19 protein-coding genes are annotated in these 17,001 nt (G+C 43.9%); 12 read left to right on the forward strand and 7 right to left on the reverse strand.

Annotation, left to right across the window (positions count from 1 at the left end):
* Positions 1-45: 45 nt before the first annotated feature.
* Positions 46-1,152 (reverse strand): glutamate 5-kinase, encoded by a 1,107-nt coding sequence (proB, locus tag BK026_RS14490; RefSeq protein ID WP_071816489.1) that lies wholly within the window; start codon positions 1,150-1,152, stop codon positions 46-48.
* 193 nt (positions 1,153-1,345) lie between these two features.
* Between proB and BK026_RS14495 the strand changes: the two genes are divergently transcribed.
* The 4 genes from BK026_RS14495 (at position 1,346) to BK026_RS14510 (ending at position 6,438) form a co-directional block, all read left to right on the forward strand.
* Positions 1,346-3,817: a M1 family metallopeptidase gene (locus tag BK026_RS14495; protein ID WP_071816490.1), complete on the forward strand. Its 2,472-nt coding sequence runs from the start codon at positions 1,346-1,348 to the stop codon at positions 3,815-3,817.
* Positions 3,807-4,388: a DUF6702 family protein gene (locus tag BK026_RS14500; protein WP_071816491.1), complete on the forward strand. Its 582-nt coding sequence runs from the start codon at positions 3,807-3,809 to the stop codon at positions 4,386-4,388. The genes BK026_RS14495 and BK026_RS14500 overlap by 11 nt, the downstream gene beginning before the upstream one ends.
* A gap of 170 nt (positions 4,389-4,558) precedes the next feature.
* Entirely contained in the window at positions 4,559-4,957 is a 399-nt protein-coding gene (locus BK026_RS19850) for a hypothetical protein (protein WP_071816492.1), read from the forward strand.
* Positions 4,958-5,094: 137 nt separating this feature from the next.
* Complete coding sequence (locus BK026_RS14510) at positions 5,095-6,438, forward strand: AarF/ABC1/UbiB kinase family protein (protein ID WP_071816493.1); 1,344 nt, start codon at positions 5,095-5,097, stop codon at positions 6,436-6,438.
* A 30-nt stretch (positions 6,439-6,468) separates the two neighbouring features.
* Here BK026_RS14510 and BK026_RS14515 read toward each other — a convergent pair whose 3' ends face one another.
* Entirely contained in the window at positions 6,469-6,777 is a 309-nt protein-coding gene (locus BK026_RS14515; RefSeq protein ID WP_071816494.1) for a DUF6482 family protein, read from the reverse strand.
* Between the two features lie 94 nt (positions 6,778-6,871).
* Positions 6,872-7,267, reverse strand: a complete 396-nt coding sequence (locus BK026_RS14520) for a hypothetical protein (RefSeq protein WP_071817689.1) — start codon at positions 7,265-7,267, stop codon at positions 6,872-6,874.
* Positions 7,268-7,587: 320 nt separating this feature from the next.
* Here BK026_RS14520 and BK026_RS14525 point away from each other — a divergent pair, with 320 nt between their 5' ends.
* The 7 genes from BK026_RS14525 to BK026_RS14555 all read left to right on the forward strand — a co-directional run bounded on the left by BK026_RS14525 (position 7,588) and on the right by BK026_RS14555 (position 12,967).
* On the forward strand, positions 7,588-8,451 hold the full coding sequence (locus BK026_RS14525; protein ID WP_071816495.1) for a DUF3014 domain-containing protein: 864 nt from the start codon (positions 7,588-7,590) through the stop codon (positions 8,449-8,451).
* Positions 8,438-9,028 carry a DUF1285 domain-containing protein gene (locus BK026_RS14530; RefSeq protein WP_071816496.1) on the forward strand — a complete coding sequence of 197 codons (591 nt, stop codon included), beginning with the start codon at positions 8,438-8,440 and terminating at the stop codon, positions 9,026-9,028. The genes BK026_RS14525 and BK026_RS14530 overlap by 14 nt, the downstream gene beginning before the upstream one ends.
* A gap of 283 nt (positions 9,029-9,311) precedes the next feature.
* The gene (locus tag BK026_RS14535; protein WP_071816497.1) at positions 9,312-10,604 is read left to right on the forward strand and encodes an amidohydrolase family protein; all 1,293 of its coding nucleotides are present in this window, start codon (positions 9,312-9,314) and stop codon (positions 10,602-10,604) included.
* Positions 10,605-10,630: 26 nt separating this feature from the next.
* The gene (locus tag BK026_RS14540; protein ID WP_071816498.1) at positions 10,631-11,218 is read left to right on the forward strand and encodes a YqaA family protein; all 588 of its coding nucleotides are present in this window, start codon (positions 10,631-10,633) and stop codon (positions 11,216-11,218) included.
* Between the two features lie 173 nt (positions 11,219-11,391).
* Positions 11,392-11,853 carry a hypothetical protein gene (locus tag BK026_RS14545; protein ID WP_071816499.1) on the forward strand — a complete coding sequence of 154 codons (462 nt, stop codon included), beginning with the start codon at positions 11,392-11,394 and terminating at the stop codon, positions 11,851-11,853.
* A 27-nt stretch (positions 11,854-11,880) separates the two neighbouring features.
* Positions 11,881-12,063, forward strand: a complete 183-nt coding sequence (locus tag BK026_RS14550; protein ID WP_256253828.1) for a hypothetical protein — start codon at positions 11,881-11,883, stop codon at positions 12,061-12,063.
* A 100-nt stretch (positions 12,064-12,163) separates the two neighbouring features.
* Entirely contained in the window at positions 12,164-12,967 is an 804-nt protein-coding gene (locus BK026_RS14555) for a DUF1206 domain-containing protein (protein WP_071816501.1), read from the forward strand.
* 24 nt (positions 12,968-12,991) lie between these two features.
* Here BK026_RS14555 and tusA read toward each other — a convergent pair whose 3' ends face one another.
* Genes tusA through rph form a run of 3 tightly spaced genes read right to left on the reverse strand, consistent with a single transcriptional unit; the run spans position 12,992 to position 14,654 of the window.
* Entirely contained in the window at positions 12,992-13,252 is a 261-nt protein-coding gene (gene tusA, locus BK026_RS14560) for a sulfurtransferase TusA (RefSeq protein ID WP_071816502.1), read from the reverse strand.
* The gene (pyrE, locus tag BK026_RS14565) at positions 13,242-13,883 is read right to left on the reverse strand and encodes an orotate phosphoribosyltransferase (protein ID WP_071816503.1); all 642 of its coding nucleotides are present in this window, start codon (positions 13,881-13,883) and stop codon (positions 13,242-13,244) included. The genes tusA and pyrE overlap by 11 nt, the downstream gene beginning before the upstream one ends.
* A gap of 57 nt (positions 13,884-13,940) precedes the next feature.
* Positions 13,941-14,654: a ribonuclease PH gene (gene rph, locus BK026_RS14570; RefSeq protein WP_071817690.1), complete on the reverse strand. Its 714-nt coding sequence runs from the start codon at positions 14,652-14,654 to the stop codon at positions 13,941-13,943.
* A 301-nt stretch (positions 14,655-14,955) separates the two neighbouring features.
* On the opposite strand from rph, the gene BK026_RS14575 reads away from it, so the two are divergent.
* Positions 14,956-15,819 (forward strand): YicC/YloC family endoribonuclease, encoded by an 864-nt coding sequence (locus BK026_RS14575; RefSeq protein WP_071816504.1) that lies wholly within the window; start codon positions 14,956-14,958, stop codon positions 15,817-15,819.
* Between the two features lie 87 nt (positions 15,820-15,906).
* Here BK026_RS14575 and BK026_RS14580 read toward each other — a convergent pair whose 3' ends face one another.
* Entirely contained in the window at positions 15,907-16,989 is a 1,083-nt protein-coding gene (locus BK026_RS14580; protein WP_071816505.1) for a hypothetical protein, read from the reverse strand.
* Between the last annotated feature and the right edge of the window lie 12 nt (positions 16,990-17,001).

The raw sequence follows: 17,001 nt of genomic DNA on the forward strand, positions 1-17,001 counted from the left end.
ATAGTCAAAGCGCCGTGTCCGCCCCCGTAACAGAACGACAAGTGGCTATTGCTGTAAATACAGCACCATATCGTCGCGATGAATTACAACATCTGTGGTCTCATAACCTAACACACTGGCTATATCTTTCGACTTTTTCCCTTTTATGAGGGATAAGTCTTTTGCGTTATACAAGCTAAGTCCCTTAGCTACAATTTCACCTTGGCTCACCACCTCAACAGCGTCGCCCTGTTCAAACAAACCGATAACGTCAACAATACCCGACGGCAGTAATGATGCCCCTTTTCGAACTAAGGCGTCTTTTGCACCGCTATCAATTTCTATTCTGCCAGCGGTTTTTAAGGTGTGAGTAAGCCATAATCTGCGCGCGTTAGCAGGCGTACTGCTTGCACTAAATAAGGTGCCAGGCACTTTACCCTCAAGCAGAGCGTCAAAGGTTTCACCTTTTCGCCCGTTAACAATCAGGGTTTGAATTCCGCTACTGGTGCACTTATCCGCCGCTTCAATTTTGGTGCGCATGCCGCCTGTGCCTACTGCTGTTCCCGCTCCACCAGCAAGGCTATAAATTGTGCTGTCTATTTTGTCTACCTGTGGAATGAGTGTGGCATTGGTGTCTTTTCTTGGGTCAGCAGTAAATAAGCCGTCTATATCCGAGCAAATAATTAAGGTATCAGCCTGCGCTACTAATGCCGTATAAGCGCCCAAATTATCGTTATCACCCACTTTAAGTTCATTAACGGCCACCGTATCGTTTTCATTCACAATAGGTAACGCATTGTGATTTAAGATTTCGCGCAACGTATTTTTAATATTAACGTAGCGCGTTCGATCTCGAAGGTCGTCAGCGGTAAGTAGTACCTGTGCACAAGGAAAGTCGAAAAAGCGCTGCCAATTCGCCATCATCAAATTTTGACCTATAGCTGCCATGGCTTGCTTTTCAGCTATAGAAGCGTTGTGCCGAACTTTTACTTTGCTTCTTCCTGCAGCTACGCTGCCTGATGAAACAAGAATAATTTCTTTGCCAGCCTCGCGGCTTGCGGTAATAAATCTTGCTAACGAGAGTAGATAGCGGCCACTACATTCATTGCCATCGGGTGCGATAAGCGCACTGCCCACTTTTATGACGGCGCGTTGCCAATTGAAACGGTTCATACAAGGAAGAAAAAAGAAAACAAGACTGACAGAATACGACAGTTAAAGCGCGAAACAAAACGTTCTGTTACAGTTTTTTTGCGTTAAAACATGGTTAGTTTACGGTCAATAAATTGGATTGTGCTTAGCATGCTTATATACTGAGGTTTGTTATTCTATAACAACTCTAAACTATAAGTTGCAAGGAAACTGCATGAGCACCTCAAAACGACACCTTTTCTGGCTAGCGCCAGTGTTGTCTATGCTGATTTCTATTCCAAGTTCCGCCGCTATAAAACAAACGAAAGGCGACTTCGAAGATAAATTCCGTCAGCTAGATGAAGTACTTCCTACTCCAAACGTTTATCGAAACGCAGCCGGAGAACCTGGGCATCAATATTGGCAGCAGCAGGTTGATTACGACATCGATGTTAAACTGCTTGAAGATAAGCGCCGTATTGAAGCAAGCGAAACAATTACCTATTACAATAATTCACCTGACACGCTGAAATATCTTTGGGTTCAGCTTGATCAAAATAAGTTCCGCGACGATTCCATGTCTGCACTTACCACAACCTTCGGTGGTATCGGCAATCGTGGGCCGGGTACGCAAGCCGCAAGCGGGAGCTCACCAGCAAAACTAAGCATGGGAGCACTTCGTCGTCAGCAGTTCGTAGACGACAACGAATTGGGCTACACGATTTCTCGCGTTGAAGACAAGGCTGGTAACGACCTTCGACACACAATCGTTGGCACGCTCATGCGTGTAGATTTAGCTAAGCCTTTAAAATCAGGAGGCAAAGTTACATTTGATATCGATTTTGCCTTTAACATCGTTGAAGAAGACGCTGTTTCAGCTCGCGCAGGTTACGAACACTTCCCTGATGATGAGCGAGAAGGCGGTAACGATATCTTCTTGTTAGCTCAGTGGTTTCCTCGTCTAGCGGCATACACAGACTACGAAGCATGGACCAATAAAGAGTTTATCGGCCGTGGTGAGTTCACGCTAGAATTCGGCAACTACGAAGTTGATATTACGGTTCCTGCTGATCACATCGTTTCATCAACAGGTGTGCTTCAAAACCCGAAAGACGTGCTAACGAAAACGCAGCGCGACCGGTTGAAAAAAGCAGAAAAAGCTGACCGTATCGTATTCATCGTTTCACCAGAAGAAGCGATTGAAAACGAAAAAGAGGGCACGACGAAGCTAAAAACGTGGACTTTCAAAGCAGAAAACGTACGAGACTTTGCATGGGCGTCTTCGCGTAAATTCGCGTGGGATGCACGTGGTTATCAGCAGGGTGGCGACACTCAACCGCTTGTAATGGCAATGTCCTTCTACCCGAAAGAAGGTGGCGAGCTTTGGCAGAAGTATTCGACAGAGTCAATCATTCACACCATGGATGTTTACAGTCGTTTTAGCTTCGATTATCCCTACCCAGTAGCGCAATCGGTAAACGGCCCGGTAGGCGGCATGGAGTACCCCATGATCACCTTTAACGGCCCGCGTACAGAACTACGCGACGATGGTTCACGCACTTACTCACTTGCTGAAAAACGCTTCCTTATTGGCGTGGTTATTCACGAAGTAGGTCATATCTATTTCCCTATGACGGTAAACTCTGACGAGCGTCAGTGGACATGGATGGATGAAGGTCTTAACAGCTTCTTAGACGGTGTTGCTGGTCGCGAGTGGGATCCAACCATTCCATGGGGCGTGGAGCCTCGTGATATCACAGGCTACATGAAGTCTCAAACGCAAGTACCAATTATGACTCAGTCTGACTCAGTACTTCGCCTTGGTCCAAACGCGTACACAAAGCCAGCAGTAGCGCTGAATATTCTTCGCGAAACTATCCTTGGCCGTGAGCTGTTTGACTTCGCGTTTAAAGAGTACGCGCAGCGTTGGATGTTTAAACGTCCTACGCCGTCAGATTTCTTCCGTACTATGGAAGAAGCGTCGGGTGTTGACCTAGACTGGTTCTGGCGCGGTTGGTTTTACACCACAGACCACGTAGACATTAGTCTAGATAGCGTATACAAGCTTCGTTTAGATACTGAAGATCCAGATATTGATTTTGCGCGCGAACGTGAAGCAGAAATGGAAAAACCAAAGTCACTTACTGATATTCGCAATAAAGAAGAAGGTAAAAAACTGTGGGTAGACCGATTCGAAGATATCAGCGACTTTTATGATGAAAACGACCGCTATACTGTTACCAACAAAGAGCGCAATAAATACAAGAAGTTCCTTAAAGGTCTTGAGCCATGGGAACGCACAGCGTTTGAACGTGCGGTTAAAGAAGACAAGAACTACTACGTGCTAGATTTTAGCAACAAAGGTGGTTTGGTAATGCCTATTATACTTGAGCTTGCGTTTGAAGACGGTACTAAAGAAGAAATGCGCATTCCTGCGGAAATCTGGCGTCGTACACCTAAGGCAGTAAGCAAGCTGATTGTTACTGACAAAGATAAAGAGCTAGTAAGTGTAACGGTTGACCCACATTGGGAAACTGCTGACGTAGACGTAGAAAACAACCACTACCCACGTCGAATCATTCCATCGCGCATTGAAGCGTATAAGAACAAGCCGCGTAATACCTACGAGTATCGCGACCTTATGCACGATTCAAAAACCGAGCTAGATAAAGACGAAGAGAAAGAAGAGGACAAAGATGACGAATAAGTTGTCTTGTTCTGGCTGGCAGCATGGCAAACGTGCTCTGCTGCCTAGTGCTTTTATATTCTTACTCACTGCGTGCATGGTTATTGGCGCAGTAACAGTAAGCACAAGTGCCAAAGCGCATCAAATTAAAGCTGCTATTACTACAGTCCTGTTCAACGCAAGAACAGAAAATATTGAAGTCATGCATCGTTTTAATTTGCATGATGCGGAGCACGCAGTAAAAGCACTGTTCGATAAACATGCTGACATTATGGATGATACCGACACGCAGCAAAAATTTGCTGATTATGTCGCACAGCACTTTGCTATTCTTGATGCAAATGGCGAGGTCTTGAAGCTTGCTGACGTTGGATTTGAAGTTGAGGGTAAGCACTTTTGGGTTTACCAAGAAACTGCTGAACCACCCACGCTGGTTGGTTTGCAAATCCGACACAATGCATTAAGAGACCTATGGCCTAAGCAGGTGAATACACTAAACGTAGAAGGAAAAGGCGATATTAAAACGCTAACGTTTACTGATTCGGTCAATTTGCTGGAAGTTAGTTTTGAAAAACAAGGTCACCATCACTAACCGGTAGTGTCAATTCACACACCAGTGAAAGTTAAAAATAGCCCGCTCACGTAGCGGGCTTTTTATATTACGTCTATTGACGTTCGTGGTGTCCGACCGAAGTCTTATAGCATTTACCGTCATCCTCGCCTAGTGTGACTATGAATAATTAGAAATACAGGGCTTCAACAATGAGCGATGGCACAATACATACGCTACAAGGCACCTCAACTAAACATAAACTGTCGCGCAGTATGCGAACAAAGACGAAATTGCAAAAGGTGCACCACCTTAACAAGCGTGAAGACGATGCGTTAAATGCGTCAGAAAACCAACCCAATGCGTTTACTAATAAAAAGAACGTTATGTGGGTAATATTAAGTGGTGCAATGGCATTAACATTTGTTGTGATGTTATTTTTGCCCGACTCAGGTATGGGAACAGGGCTGATAGCGACCTACTCTGCAATGCTGTGGTGCGGCTTTTTTGGTAGCGCATTATGGCGATTTAGCAATAAGAGCGGTTGGTCTGGATTTGCATTCGGCAGCCTGTTTGGATTTATCCTTCAATTTGCTTCTCAGCTACTGTAGATATTTCCCGAGTAAGTTATCGCTGTTGGGTGCTTTAAAGTTAATCGCATCAAAGTATTAGTGCGTAATAATAATTACGTGAACTAGAGTATGTTTGGCACTATGAATGCCTAACTGATGCATTACTAAGACAAACTATGACTGATAAGCCTGCTCAAAGAAAAGAAAAAGCAATTCCTTCTTCCCGCTTCTCCAGAGTGAGTCGACTCGGCGCACTGGCTGGGAAAATAGCAGGAAACGTTGTAACACAAGGCGCAAGCCAGTTATTAAAGGGCGAAAAGCCCGTATTATCATCACTTTTATTAACACCGCGAAACATAAGTAACATTGCTGACCAACTTGCCAGTATGCGTGGTGCTGCAATGAAGTTAGGTCAACTTATTTCCATGGACGCAGGTGATTTTCTGCCGCCAGAACTGGCTGCTATTCTAGGCCGTTTAAGAGAAGATGCCGACCCCATGCCCAAGGCACAACTAGTAGAAGTGCTAGACAATGCATGGGGCGCGAAATGGCAAGCAGACCTTTTGTATTTCTCCTTTGCCCCTATTGCAGCTGCCTCTATCGGGCAAGTACATAAAATAATTACAATGGATGGACGCATGCTAGCAGTGAAAGTGCAGTATCCTGGCGTCAAAAAAAGTATAGATAGTGATGTAGATAACGTGGCTACACTTATTCGTTTATCTGGTTTAGTCCCCAAGTCGTTAAATATTTCTCCCCTTTTAGAGGAAGCGAAGCAACAGTTACATCAAGAAGCTGATTATGAGCGCGAAGCATCTATGCTACAGCGTTACAACATGGCTTTGGCTTCTGACCCGACCCTGTCATCTTTACCGTTTGTATTGCCTGAAGTTTACCCCCCTCTTACGTCACACAATGTACTTGCGATGGACTTTATCGAAGCGCAATCATTAGACGCACTTTTGTCTGAGCCTCAAGACGTTAGAAACGCCATGATGACGGCACTAATGACGCTATTTTTCAATGAAATATTTAACTTTAGGCTTTTACAAAGCGACCCCAATTTAGGCAATTACAAATATCAAAAAGACCATCAAAAAATTGTTTTACTGGATTTTGGTGCAACAAGAGAAGTTCCACAGCACATTGCACATAGCTATCAGACCTTGCTTAAGAGCATAAAAGAGAACGATAGAAACACGATGCAAGCAACAGCTTATGACATAGGATTGATTGACAGTAATCACAATAATGCGCAAATAGAAGCCGTTATCGATATCGGCATGGAAGCCTGTGAAGCAATAAGGCACAACGGCGCTTACGATTTTGGAAAAAGTGACTTGATCCATCGTTTACATGACAAAGGCATTGCCCTGACAACGGAGCACGACTTTTGGCATACCCCTCCCGTCGATGCCCTTTTTATTCATAGAAAACTGGCTGGGCTCTTTTTATTGGCCAAAAGGCTTGGCGCTTGTGTTGATATGCAAAGCACGGCGACTAAATGGCTGTCGAACTAACAGCCGAGCGCGTTAATTGAGGGCGTTAGGCTAGTACGGTAAGTCCATGCTGAAAGGCAATGCCATCTGCTGCGCACTTTTCGGAGGATTACCAATCATCTCGTCATAAGGCGTATCATGCTTCATTACGGCTTTGTCGACAGAACAATGCGCAAAAGCTTCCCTTATATGACCTGAACTGTAAAACCGCATTGGCTTATCGTTCTTGTCGTACACCATGCCGCTTTGGCCGCCCATAGACAAATAAACGAGGTAGACATTCATTTCATAAGATTGGACTTCAAGATATTCAATAACTTTAGGATTATCTTCTATGTCATGAAAATAGAACTTATGCATACTTAACCCAAGCTTCTTTTAATTGTGTAGACATCTGCGCATAAGCACAAACAGCTACGTAATTGGTATTTGATAGCTTGCTTATTACGTGGTGCTATATTCTCTGGTTCAAAATATAATGTCTATTTCGAGGATACCGACGCAAATTACTGAATCGAACGGCATCCATCAGTATGATCAAGCTTGACACACAGCATATCGCATAGATAAATGCTGCCTCTCCCATCCCCGCCGCTAACCACATCATTGGAAAAACCAGCAGCCTAGGGCCCTCCATAGCAAGTGCCATTTTTGATTTGCCGAAAATTAGACTTAATTGAATTACCATGATGACAAGCGTGACCGCCGCAACGCCTTGGTGAAACGGTGTGAGCTCGAAAATGCCTAAGAGCATCGCTAGTCCAGTTGAAACCAAGATCATGAGTTGGATAATCATATAACGCAATACGGCTTTATATAATTTAGGATGGTACGATTGCTGTGTTTTCATCGTCTTACCTCTAATGGCAAAGTTTACGTCAGTGTCAATGCCATTTATGAATGCCCGAGTAGCAAACACGCCTTGTCGTCCACTCTTTTTATATTTAATTGTTCAATACAAAAAAAATAATAGATTCGTAAACAGTTATGTATAGGGGGTTCCCACTAACTTATGACATAAAAGCAATCGAAATCTCTCGCAATTGCGTTAAAAGATGGCGGTAGTATGGAAATTGCGATAAAGGGGAACATTTCTCTTGATTGAACTTCTAATATCACGTGTTATCTCTGGTAGTATTACCGAAAGGAAATTTTTGTAGGGGATTAATTATGAGCGAGTCGTCAGAAAAGAAATCGTTAGTACCACACATTATCATCATAAGCGTACTGCTAATCGTTGTGCTCGCTGTTGTGTTTTGGCCAAGTGAAGACAAGCAGCCTGAATCTACAGTTTTACCAGAACCGCAAGTAGTTGAGCCAGAAGAGGTAGCACCTACCGAGCCCGAGATCTTTGAACCAACGCCTCCTGCACCCACTGTAGAGCTTGAAGAAAAGGAAGAAATAGAGCCTTTACCAGAGCCGGAGGAAATTGAACCCGAACCGCTTGATGTAAGTGATCCAGCTGTAAAATCATCATTAGTAGAAAGCTCATCTGCGAATGAAGAAGCAGTAAATCGCATGTTAGTAAATGAAGGGTTACTGCAACGATTTGTAGTATCGGTAGCAAACTTAGCAGACGATAAAATGGCACCAAATCATCAATTGCTTACGCCTCCTGAACAAAACTTTCGCGTTTATTCTCAGGCCGGAAAACAGTGGATAGACGCTGCCAGCTACAAGCGATATACGCCGTATGTAGACGTACTTGAGTCTTTCAATAATGAAGCGTTACTTAACATTTACGACGTTTATAAAAGCGACATTCAGTCTAAATATGCTGAAATTGGCGATCCTGATCAAGATTTTAATGACGTATTACTCGACGCCATAAACCAACTTCTAAATACACCGGAAGTGCCGGTTCCAGTAGAGGTTTATACAGACTCGGTCGCGTATAAGTACGCCGACGAACGCTTGGAGAATCTCAATGAGCCGCAGAAGCAGCTACTTCGCACAGGTCCTGACAACATGCGTCGTATTAAGGCAAAACTCCGCGAACTAAAAGCCTTGGTTGAAGAACGTGGATCTAACTAGGTTTCAGCAGCAGCTAAAGGGCACGTCTTCAAAAACGCGCCCGCTTCCGCCCGTTGAGCAATGGAACCCTGACTTTTGCGGTGATATCAACCTGACGATAGCTCTAGACGGTCGGTGGTTCTACGAAGGCAGCCCTATAGGGCGTGCTAGCTTAGTTCAGCTTTTTGCCTCTGTCTTAAAGCGAGAAGGGAACAAGTACTTCTTAGTTACGCCTGTCGAAAAAGTAGGTATCACCGTAGAAGACACGCCCTTTCTGATAACGCAATGGGGAAAAGAAGAGGGTAACTCAGAGGGCGACAGCACTTACACATTTACCACACAAACAGGCGACATTGTGCGGTTAGAACGCGCTGATCAGCTTGAACTTCGGGTTCCACCAAAAGCAGTACAGGGCCCAGACGCGACGCCTATTCCCTATCTTTGTGTTCGCAGAAATCTTTGGGCGAGGCTACATCAAAACACGTACTATCAACTGCTAGAACAAGCCAAAGAGGAAACTAGCAGCTCGACTACGCAGTTTAAGATTCAGTCTAACGGTACATCTTTTGTTTTAGGTGAAATAACCCAGCCCGTATAGATAGCCAACCACGTAGCAAAAGTAGAGTTATTCGTTTCCACGGCTTGTTACCGCCAGTGTAGTAGTTCTGTATTAAGGTGACACACCAAAGAGCACGTATGTTTCAAACGGGCTTTCTCGCGAATTTGCTTGTTATCTCAAGCTTAAGAAAAAGTAAGCTTTACCAGGTATTACGTTATTCATCATTATTACTGTGTCGTTGATAGCGCTTTATTTTGCGTTCTCTCTACGCGTGCATTACATTCGATGTAGTCGATAAAACAATCAAAAGAAGACCTACATCATGAAAAAGCCTCTTATTACGCTTACTATTGCGAGCGCACTGATCTCGTCATCCTTTTCTGCGGCAGCCGACACTCTGATACATGCGGGAAAGGTATTTACAGGCACCTCAAAAACGCTTCAGGAAAACATGACCATTGTTGTTGAAAACAACAAAATCAAAGCGGTAAAAAAGGGGTTTGCTGAAGCCCTGGAAGGCGATAAAGTCATCGACTTGAAGACGTCTACCGTTATGCCCGGCCTTATGGATATGCATGTTCATTTATCGTCACAACACGGTGGACCGCAAACCTATCTTGAACGCTTTTCACTTAACGAAGCTGACTACGCACTGCGTGCAGCAAACTACGCAGAAATAACCTTAGATGCAGGCTTTACCACCGTACGTAACCTAGGTGATGGCTATAACGAAACAGTGGCTTTAAGAAATGCTATTGCAAAAGGCTATGCTACCGGCCCACGTATTTACACGGTAGCTAAATCTATTGCGACTACAGGCGGACATGCTGACCCAAGCAATGGTATGTCTCACTTACTTCGACCAGATGTAGGCCCTAAACAGGGTGTTGTTAACGGCGAAGTGGAAGCCCGTGAAGCGGTACGAGCCCGTTATCAAGATGGTGCTGACCTAATCAAAATTACTGCAACTGGCGGTGTATTAAGCGTGGCCAAAAGCGGGCAGAACCCACAGTTTATGACCGATGAATTAGAATCGATCGTCGATACGGCAAAAGATTACGGTATGACGGTGGCGGTTCATGCTCACGGAAAAGAAGGCATGAAGCGCGCTATTGAAGCTGGGGTAGATTCTATCGAGCACGGTACCTATATGGACAATGAAATCCGCACCCTAATGAAAAAGCACGGCACCTTTTATGTGCCAACCATATTGGCAGGAAAGTTTGTCGCAGACAAAGCCAAAGTTGATGGTTTCTTTCCAGAATTAGTGCGCCCAAAAGCGGCCGCTATTGGCCCACTTATTCAAAATACCTTTGAACAAGCGCATAAAGCAGGCGTAAAAATTGCTTTTGGTACAGACAGTGGAGTATCAGCCCACGGCGACAATGCCAAGGAGTTCTCATTGATGGTTGAAGCAGGAATGAAACCTGCTGACGCGCTACTTAGCGCCACCGTTAATAGCGCGAGTTTATTGGGAATAAGCGATATTCTCGGCACATTAGAACCAGGTAAGCTAGCGGACATTGTTGCAGTTCAAGGCAACCCGCTTGACGACATATCGCTAATGGAAAGCGTGTCTTTTGTAATGAAAGACGGGGTCATTTACAAGCAATAGAAAGGTAAAAAAGTAGTAGGGATTACATGGCACTGAGTAAAAAGGTTAAGCATAAAACCAAAAAGCTTATTGATTCTAAAAATATGTTGAAAGGTATTACCTTAGCATCATTTTTAGAGTCGACCATTGTGCCTATACCCCTTGAAGCTGTTATGGTGCCATTGATGCAAGCTAGGCGAGAGTCGCTTTGGAAAATCGCGTTAATGGCCACCGTAGGCTGCGTAATTGGTGCTATCTTCGGCTATGCCCTTGGCTATTACCTTTTCGACCTTGTTGGTCAGTGGGTTATTGATACCTTTTTTAGTCAGGAGCAATTCGACAGCGTTAAACAACAAATGCAAAATCAAGGCTTTTGGTTTGTGATGACGCTAGGCATTGCGCCTATTCCTTTTCAGGTTGCGATGCTGGCAGCAGGAGCAACCCAATACTCACTTCCACTTTTCCTGCTGGCCACTGTCATCGCACGCTCTGTTCGCTATTTCGCACTCGCGGCTGTTGTTTACTACGCAGGAGACAAAGCTGAGCAGCTTATTAAGCGCTACAAAATGAAAGCCGTGTTTGCTATTACGCTGGTGGTAGTCTTACTATGGTGGCTGTCCAATCTGATCTCCTAATTGAAGCGCCTTTCTATTTGAGGGCGCTGAAGCTATCAAAATAGCATCGAAAAAATCGTGCGAGTTCCCCCCTTAAATTACCAATTCGAATTACGCTAATAGATTTTTTGAACTTTACATTTGATAATGATTCTTATTTGCACTAATGTTATAAAAAAACGGGAGGTGCTTATATGAATGTTCAACGTTTATGCCCAGTTTACAGAAAGTGGCTACAGCTAAACCCTTCTAGCGCACGAGAGCATCGCTTAGCAATGCAGGCACAAACGCAAAAAGCCCATCAACAGGGTGAATTAGATTATGCCAGAGAGTTGGGTTATCAAACCTTTGAAGCCGCAAAGGCCATCCTTAATGCGCTTCAGCCAACATCTTTGCAGAAAGTCAGTGTAGTTCAAGAAGACGTGCTCGCCTTTTCCACTATGGGCATGTATTTATCTTCCTTGCTCGCAGAAGAACATAGGAAGCAAGAATCTCACGCTATTTTGCAGGAGTGCCAACAGCAGCTAATTGCCATATTGCCCCTGCACGCTACTAACCCGTCTGTATGCAGACTTATAACCGCTATTCAGCATACGCTTGAACAAACCTATGTACCTCAAATTAGCAGACAGCTTGCTTCTGCAGCTCTGCATTAAATCAAACAGTTGAAGGAGCAAATGATGATGTCGAAACCAGCCCTAAATGAAGACGGCTTTGTCTCATTAAACGTAAGAACATCTGTACTTCAAAAAATGCTTAATGGTGAAATATTGCACATGACAGATATTCACTGCACCTGTGCTCGTAGTAAACGTAAACTTCAAAAATTGCTGCTTCAAGCGGTCACAGAGAACTCGGAGCGCTAACTCAGCACAAAGATGAGAGGCAGGAGCAAAACGGAACGTAACTTGATAAGCAAATAATCAACTTAACAATCAATTTGCAATCAGGCTATGAGAGGACACCGTGGAGCTTTCATCAAAATGGAAAAAATTTACCGCCAGAGCAGGGTACAGCGCAAAAACAGTGATGTACGTTATGCTTGGTGCTTTTATTCTAACCTCAGTATTCACTGTTTTAAGCCGTGAAAAAGCCTCCCAATCCCATGTCTTTATTACACTGAAGCAACAACCTCTCGGGCAAATATTTCTTTCACTTCTAGTGCTTGGTTTAGCTTGTTATGCCTGCTGGCGCTGGCTGCAAGTTTTCATTACAGAAAAAGCTAGCGATGACAGTATCTTCGTTTACGCCATTAGCAAGCTGTTCTTTTTTATATCGGGTGCATTTTATTTCGTTGCCGCTTACGCGGGAGGTAAAACCTTACTCGAGATAAAAAGCAGTTCGTCCTCACAAGGCAGCGGGAAAAAAGTGAGCGAATTTTTAATGCAGTATGAGTGGGGATTGTTGCTCGTAGCCGCTATTGGGGTTTGCATAATCATATTTGCGATTGTGCAGTTTAAGCATGCTTACACGGCGGACTTTTTAAAGAAATTTTCTCTACATACGTTAAATCAAAATATCAGAAAAAGCGTAAACGTTACCGGCCGTCTGGGATATGCCGCAAGAGGGCTTGTTTATACCTTAGTAGGAAGCTTTTTTATTCTAGCCGCCCTGCTTAGCAATCCATCACAAGCTGGTGGGTTACAAAAAGCGCTAGAAACATTAATGAAGCAGCCTTTTGGGCCTTATCTCATTGCTAGCGTAGGCGCAGGCTTTATTATGTTCGGGCTATATTGTGCCCTAGAGGCAAAATACAGAAAAGTAGAGTAGGAAATTTAAATGATAAAAAGGCGCTTAAGCGCGCCCTTTCTTAATAACGTATTGATAAGGCATAGTCTCAGTTTGAGACGCAACCAGCGTATGGTCCATAAAGCGGCAAAAGCTAGGAATATCTCTGGCGGTTGAAGGATCATCAGCCGTGACCGATAGGGTGTCTCCATCGGCCAGCTTACGAATGTTCAAACGCACCATCATTACGGGCTCTGGGCAACGAAGTCCTAGCGCATCCAAGTGTTGACTAGCCGTGCTGAAGGCGCTATCAAAATCAGATGCCATAGTTTTCACGGTACGTATTGATAGCATTAATTTCGCTAGCATATCCGCCTTTTTCGGTCAGATAAGCCACCACATCGCCAAGCGATACAATAGAGATAACTTGAGTGCCAAAGTCGCGCTCGACCTCTTGAATAGCTGACAGTTCGCCATTACCGCGCTCTTGTCTGTCTAAAGCAATCAACACGCCTGATAAACTGGCCTGCTGCTGTTCAATTAACGTCATCGATTCGCGAATAGCCGTACCGGCAGTGATCACATCATCCACCAGCATAACCTTACCTTCTAGTGGGCTGCCTACTAGGTTACCGCCTTCACCGTGGGTTTTCGCTTCTTTGCGGTTGAAGCAATAAGGCACATCGAGGTTGTGGCTATCGGCCAGTGCAACGGCGGTTGTCGTTGCAATTGGAATGCCTTTATAAGCTGGACCGAAAAGCACATCGAACGCAACGCCTGCATCCATTAACGCATCAGCGTAAAAACGCCCTAGCTTGGCCAAATCGCCACCGCGATTAAACAAACCTGCATTGAAAAAGTACGGGCTAACGCGGCCTGACTTTAAAGTAAATTCGCCAAATTTCAGTACGCCACGCTCAATGGCAAACTCAATAAAATCACGCTGAAACGCTTTCATGATGACCTCTTTATTACTAACTTATCCGTAGGCACTAAATTCGCTTTAATAACTTAATTACGCTAGCGCTGCCTTTTGAATGTCGAACAACTCACGTAAGCCGTGCTTGCCAATTTTTAGCATTTCGTCAAGTTCTTCAAACGAGAACGGTTCGCCCTCTGCCGTACCTTGAACTTCAATTAGCTTGCCGGTTTCGGTCATAACGATATTCATATCTGTTTCTGCCTCAGAGTCTTCCGTGTACTCAAGATCAGCAATTGGCATACCTTCATAAATCCCCACTGAAAGGGCAGCAATCATATGCTTAAGCGGGTTAGTTTTAATAATGCCTTTTGCACGCATGTAAGTCAGCGCATCAACAAGGGCAACACACGCCCCGGTGATCGACGCCGTGCGCGTACCGCCGTCGGCTTGAATAACGTCGCAGTCTAACGTAATGGTGTTTTCACCCAGAAGTTTTAAATCTACTGCTGCTCGCAATGAACGCGCGATTAAACGCTGAATTTCTAACGTACGGCCGCCTTGCTTACCGCGCGCCGCTTCACGGCCACTTCGCGTGTGAGTAGCACGCGGAAGCATGCTGTACTCAGCCGTGATCCAGCCTTTCCCTTGGCCTTTCATAAAGCGTGGTACACCTTCTTCTACCGTCGCATTACATAACACCTTAGTGTTACCGAACTCTACAAGAACAGAGCCTTCTGCGTGACACGTGTATTGGCGAGTAATAGTAACAGGGCGAATTTGACTGGCGGTTCTGCCGCTTGGACGCATAGTGTTCTCCACAACGTAAGTGCTTAAAAATGGGTAGCATATTACAGGTTATTTCCAACGATTTGAGGATATAAAGCTCAATTCATGGTTAAAACCTATCAATTGGATGTCGCTACAAAATCGCGCTAAGTATAACGCAATACCTATGGCCGTTTAAAACGAACTTTACATGTTTGCTTATTGAATTTAGTAAATGTGCGCTAATATACAAAACACAAGAAAACCTGCGTTAGATATTTACGCATACAACACGACGTTCGGGTTGTTTTTGCAGGCTTTCAGTTAAATTTAAAGGATATTTATGATTTACAGCATGACAGCGTTTGCGCGCGTAGAAACCAAAAAAGAGTGGGGATCGGCCGTATGGGAAATACGTTCTGTTAATCAACGCTTTTTGGAAACCTACTTTCGCTTGCCGGAACAGTTTCGTTCATTAGAGCCCGTTTTACGTGAACGGTTTCGTAAAAAGCTTGCCCGAGGGAAGGTGGAATGTGCGCTACGCTTTACCGCGAACGATGCTGCTGTTACTAAGCTAAGCTTAAACGAAGAGTTGGCAAAGCAAGTGTTGCAGGCTGCCGATTGGGTACAATCTCAAGGTCAATCTACTGGAGTAAATCCGCTAGATGTTTTGCGCTGGCCTGGCGTAATTGCAGCGGAAGAGGCCGATATGGATACCATTCATGCAGACGTAATGGCGGCATTTGATCAGGCATTAAACGACTTTATCAGTGCCCGTGCTACAGAGGGTGAAGCCCTTAAAGGTATGATCGCACAACGCCTTGACGCTATTGAAGTGGAAGCTGAAAAAGTGGCCGCTCGTATGCCTGAAATCATGGTATGGCAGCGAGAAAAAGTGCAAGCCCGCTTTGAAGAGGCAAAGGTAGAACTTGATGCAGGCCGTTTTGAACAAGAAATGATCATGCTGGCGCAAAAAGTAGATGTAGCAGAAGAATTAGATCGCCTAAACGCGCACGTTAAAGAAACCCGCAATATCCTGAAAAAAGGCGGGGCGGTAGGTCGCCGTTTAGATTTTATGATGCAGGAGTTTAATCGCGAATCGAACACGCTAGGTTCAAAGTCTATCAGCACTGACATCACACAGTCGGCCGTTGAACTTAAGGTATTGATTGAGCAGATGCGTGAGCAGATCCAGAATATTGAATGATGATTCTATCTAATACACGTTGTAAAAAAAGACCATAAAACCGCCTCTGGGGCGGTTTTTTATTCGTTACGTACAACCATCACCGAACTAAACTGAAGATTTAATTTTTTGGTAGTATGTATTTGCACCTGCTTCTGTTAAACCAGCTTCATCTTGAAACTTAATTAGTATGTCTTTTCTAGAGAGACCGTCTTTTTGTCCTAGCTCAAAAATCGCCTTAGCCAAAGACATTTTACTAGATGCTTTTGCTGTTGAACCTTTAGATTTAGTGCGAGTTTTAAGGTTATGTTTTTCGTCTTTGCCTTCGTTAAATTTTAACTTGGGAAAGTCATAACCAATCATAAATAGCGCACATTCAATATCCCGCAATAATGCTGCTTTATCACCTACCAAGCTAGTTTGATTTTCAAGCGCCTCAGACAAAAGCCAATTCGCTTTTAAGTTATCCCTAGTATGAACATTTCCGGCTGAAAGAATTGAGAATTGAAAGTTATTCACTGAAGGGTTACGAGTTTGCTTACCTCTCGCTGAACCATAATGGAAGCTTAATAGTTTACTTTGTGCACCACCTGTTTTGTTATAAAAACTCGTTTCTAGGTAACCCAACGCACCACCAACTCGACCATCATAAATGATAAAATTTGAACAAATAAGCGAGTATATTTTTGTAAACCCTGCATTCATTATTACATCAATGGATTCACCATTAACTGATACTTTATATTTACCATTACAAGTAATATCTGGAGAATTAAACAGTCTTTTGCAACTCGCTAGATATTCTGGAAGTTTAGTTCCCAAAGACATTATTTTTTCGTCATTCTGATTGAGAACACCGCCCCAATCTAAAATCATTAAACAATAATTTTGACATGCTTCAAGGTTCACTTTGCTTATTGCTGAAACTAAACCTCGACTAAAACCCTCTAAGCATGTTTTGTTTTCAAGTAACGACTTCCCTGTTTTCACCTCATTGGAAAATCGATCTGTATATCTAAATGGCCACTCATATTTATGCAAGGCATCTAGGAACGAATCGAAATAGATGTCTTTTTTCCCATAATACCAATGATATTCGTGTTCAAAAGGCTCTTTCCCATTAATTAAGTCAGACAGATAAGATGCAAACTCTTTTACCACTGCTTGATTTAAGTACTCGTTTTTATTCATTATAACTTCCTG

It is taken from the genome of Alteromonas sp. V450, assembly GCF_001885075.1.
Lineage (GTDB): Bacteria > Pseudomonadota > Gammaproteobacteria > Enterobacterales > Alteromonadaceae > Alteromonas.

What these genes read in the sequence shown, in the direction of transcription:
- proB (WP_071816489.1), bottom strand. Translation starts at nt 1,152, where the DNA reads ATGAACCGTTTCAATTGGCAACGCGCCGTCATAAAAGTGGGCAGTGCG.
- BK026_RS14495 (WP_071816490.1), top strand. Translation starts at nt 1,346, where the DNA reads ATGAGCACCTCAAAACGACACCTTTTCTGGCTAGCGCCAGTGTTGTCT.
- BK026_RS14500 (WP_071816491.1), top strand. Translation starts at nt 3,807, where the DNA reads ATGACGAATAAGTTGTCTTGTTCTGGCTGGCAGCATGGCAAACGTGCT.
- BK026_RS19850 (WP_071816492.1), top strand. Translation starts at nt 4,559, where the DNA reads ATGAGCGATGGCACAATACATACGCTACAAGGCACCTCAACTAAACAT.
- BK026_RS14510 (WP_071816493.1), top strand. Translation starts at nt 5,095, where the DNA reads ATGACTGATAAGCCTGCTCAAAGAAAAGAAAAAGCAATTCCTTCTTCC.
- BK026_RS14515 (WP_071816494.1), bottom strand. Translation starts at nt 6,777, where the DNA reads ATGCATAAGTTCTATTTTCATGACATAGAAGATAATCCTAAAGTTATT.
- BK026_RS14520 (WP_071817689.1), bottom strand. Translation starts at nt 7,267, where the DNA reads ATGAAAACACAGCAATCGTACCATCCTAAATTATATAAAGCCGTATTG.
- BK026_RS14525 (WP_071816495.1), top strand. Translation starts at nt 7,588, where the DNA reads ATGAGCGAGTCGTCAGAAAAGAAATCGTTAGTACCACACATTATCATC.
- BK026_RS14535 (WP_071816497.1), top strand. Translation starts at nt 9,312, where the DNA reads ATGAAAAAGCCTCTTATTACGCTTACTATTGCGAGCGCACTGATCTCG.
- BK026_RS14540 (WP_071816498.1), top strand. Translation starts at nt 10,631, where the DNA reads ATGGCACTGAGTAAAAAGGTTAAGCATAAAACCAAAAAGCTTATTGAT.
- BK026_RS14545 (WP_071816499.1), top strand. Translation starts at nt 11,392, where the DNA reads ATGAATGTTCAACGTTTATGCCCAGTTTACAGAAAGTGGCTACAGCTA.
- BK026_RS14550 (WP_256253828.1), top strand. Translation starts at nt 11,881, where the DNA reads ATGTCGAAACCAGCCCTAAATGAAGACGGCTTTGTCTCATTAAACGTA.
- tusA (WP_071816502.1), bottom strand. Translation starts at nt 13,252, where the DNA reads ATGGCATCTGATTTTGATAGCGCCTTCAGCACGGCTAGTCAACACTTG.
- pyrE (WP_071816503.1), bottom strand. Translation starts at nt 13,883, where the DNA reads ATGAAAGCGTTTCAGCGTGATTTTATTGAGTTTGCCATTGAGCGTGGC.
- rph (WP_071817690.1), bottom strand. Translation starts at nt 14,654, where the DNA reads ATGCGTCCAAGCGGCAGAACCGCCAGTCAAATTCGCCCTGTTACTATT.
- BK026_RS14575 (WP_071816504.1), top strand. Translation starts at nt 14,956, where the DNA reads ATGATTTACAGCATGACAGCGTTTGCGCGCGTAGAAACCAAAAAAGAG.
- BK026_RS14580 (WP_071816505.1), bottom strand. Translation starts at nt 16,989, where the DNA reads ATGAATAAAAACGAGTACTTAAATCAAGCAGTGGTAAAAGAGTTTGCA.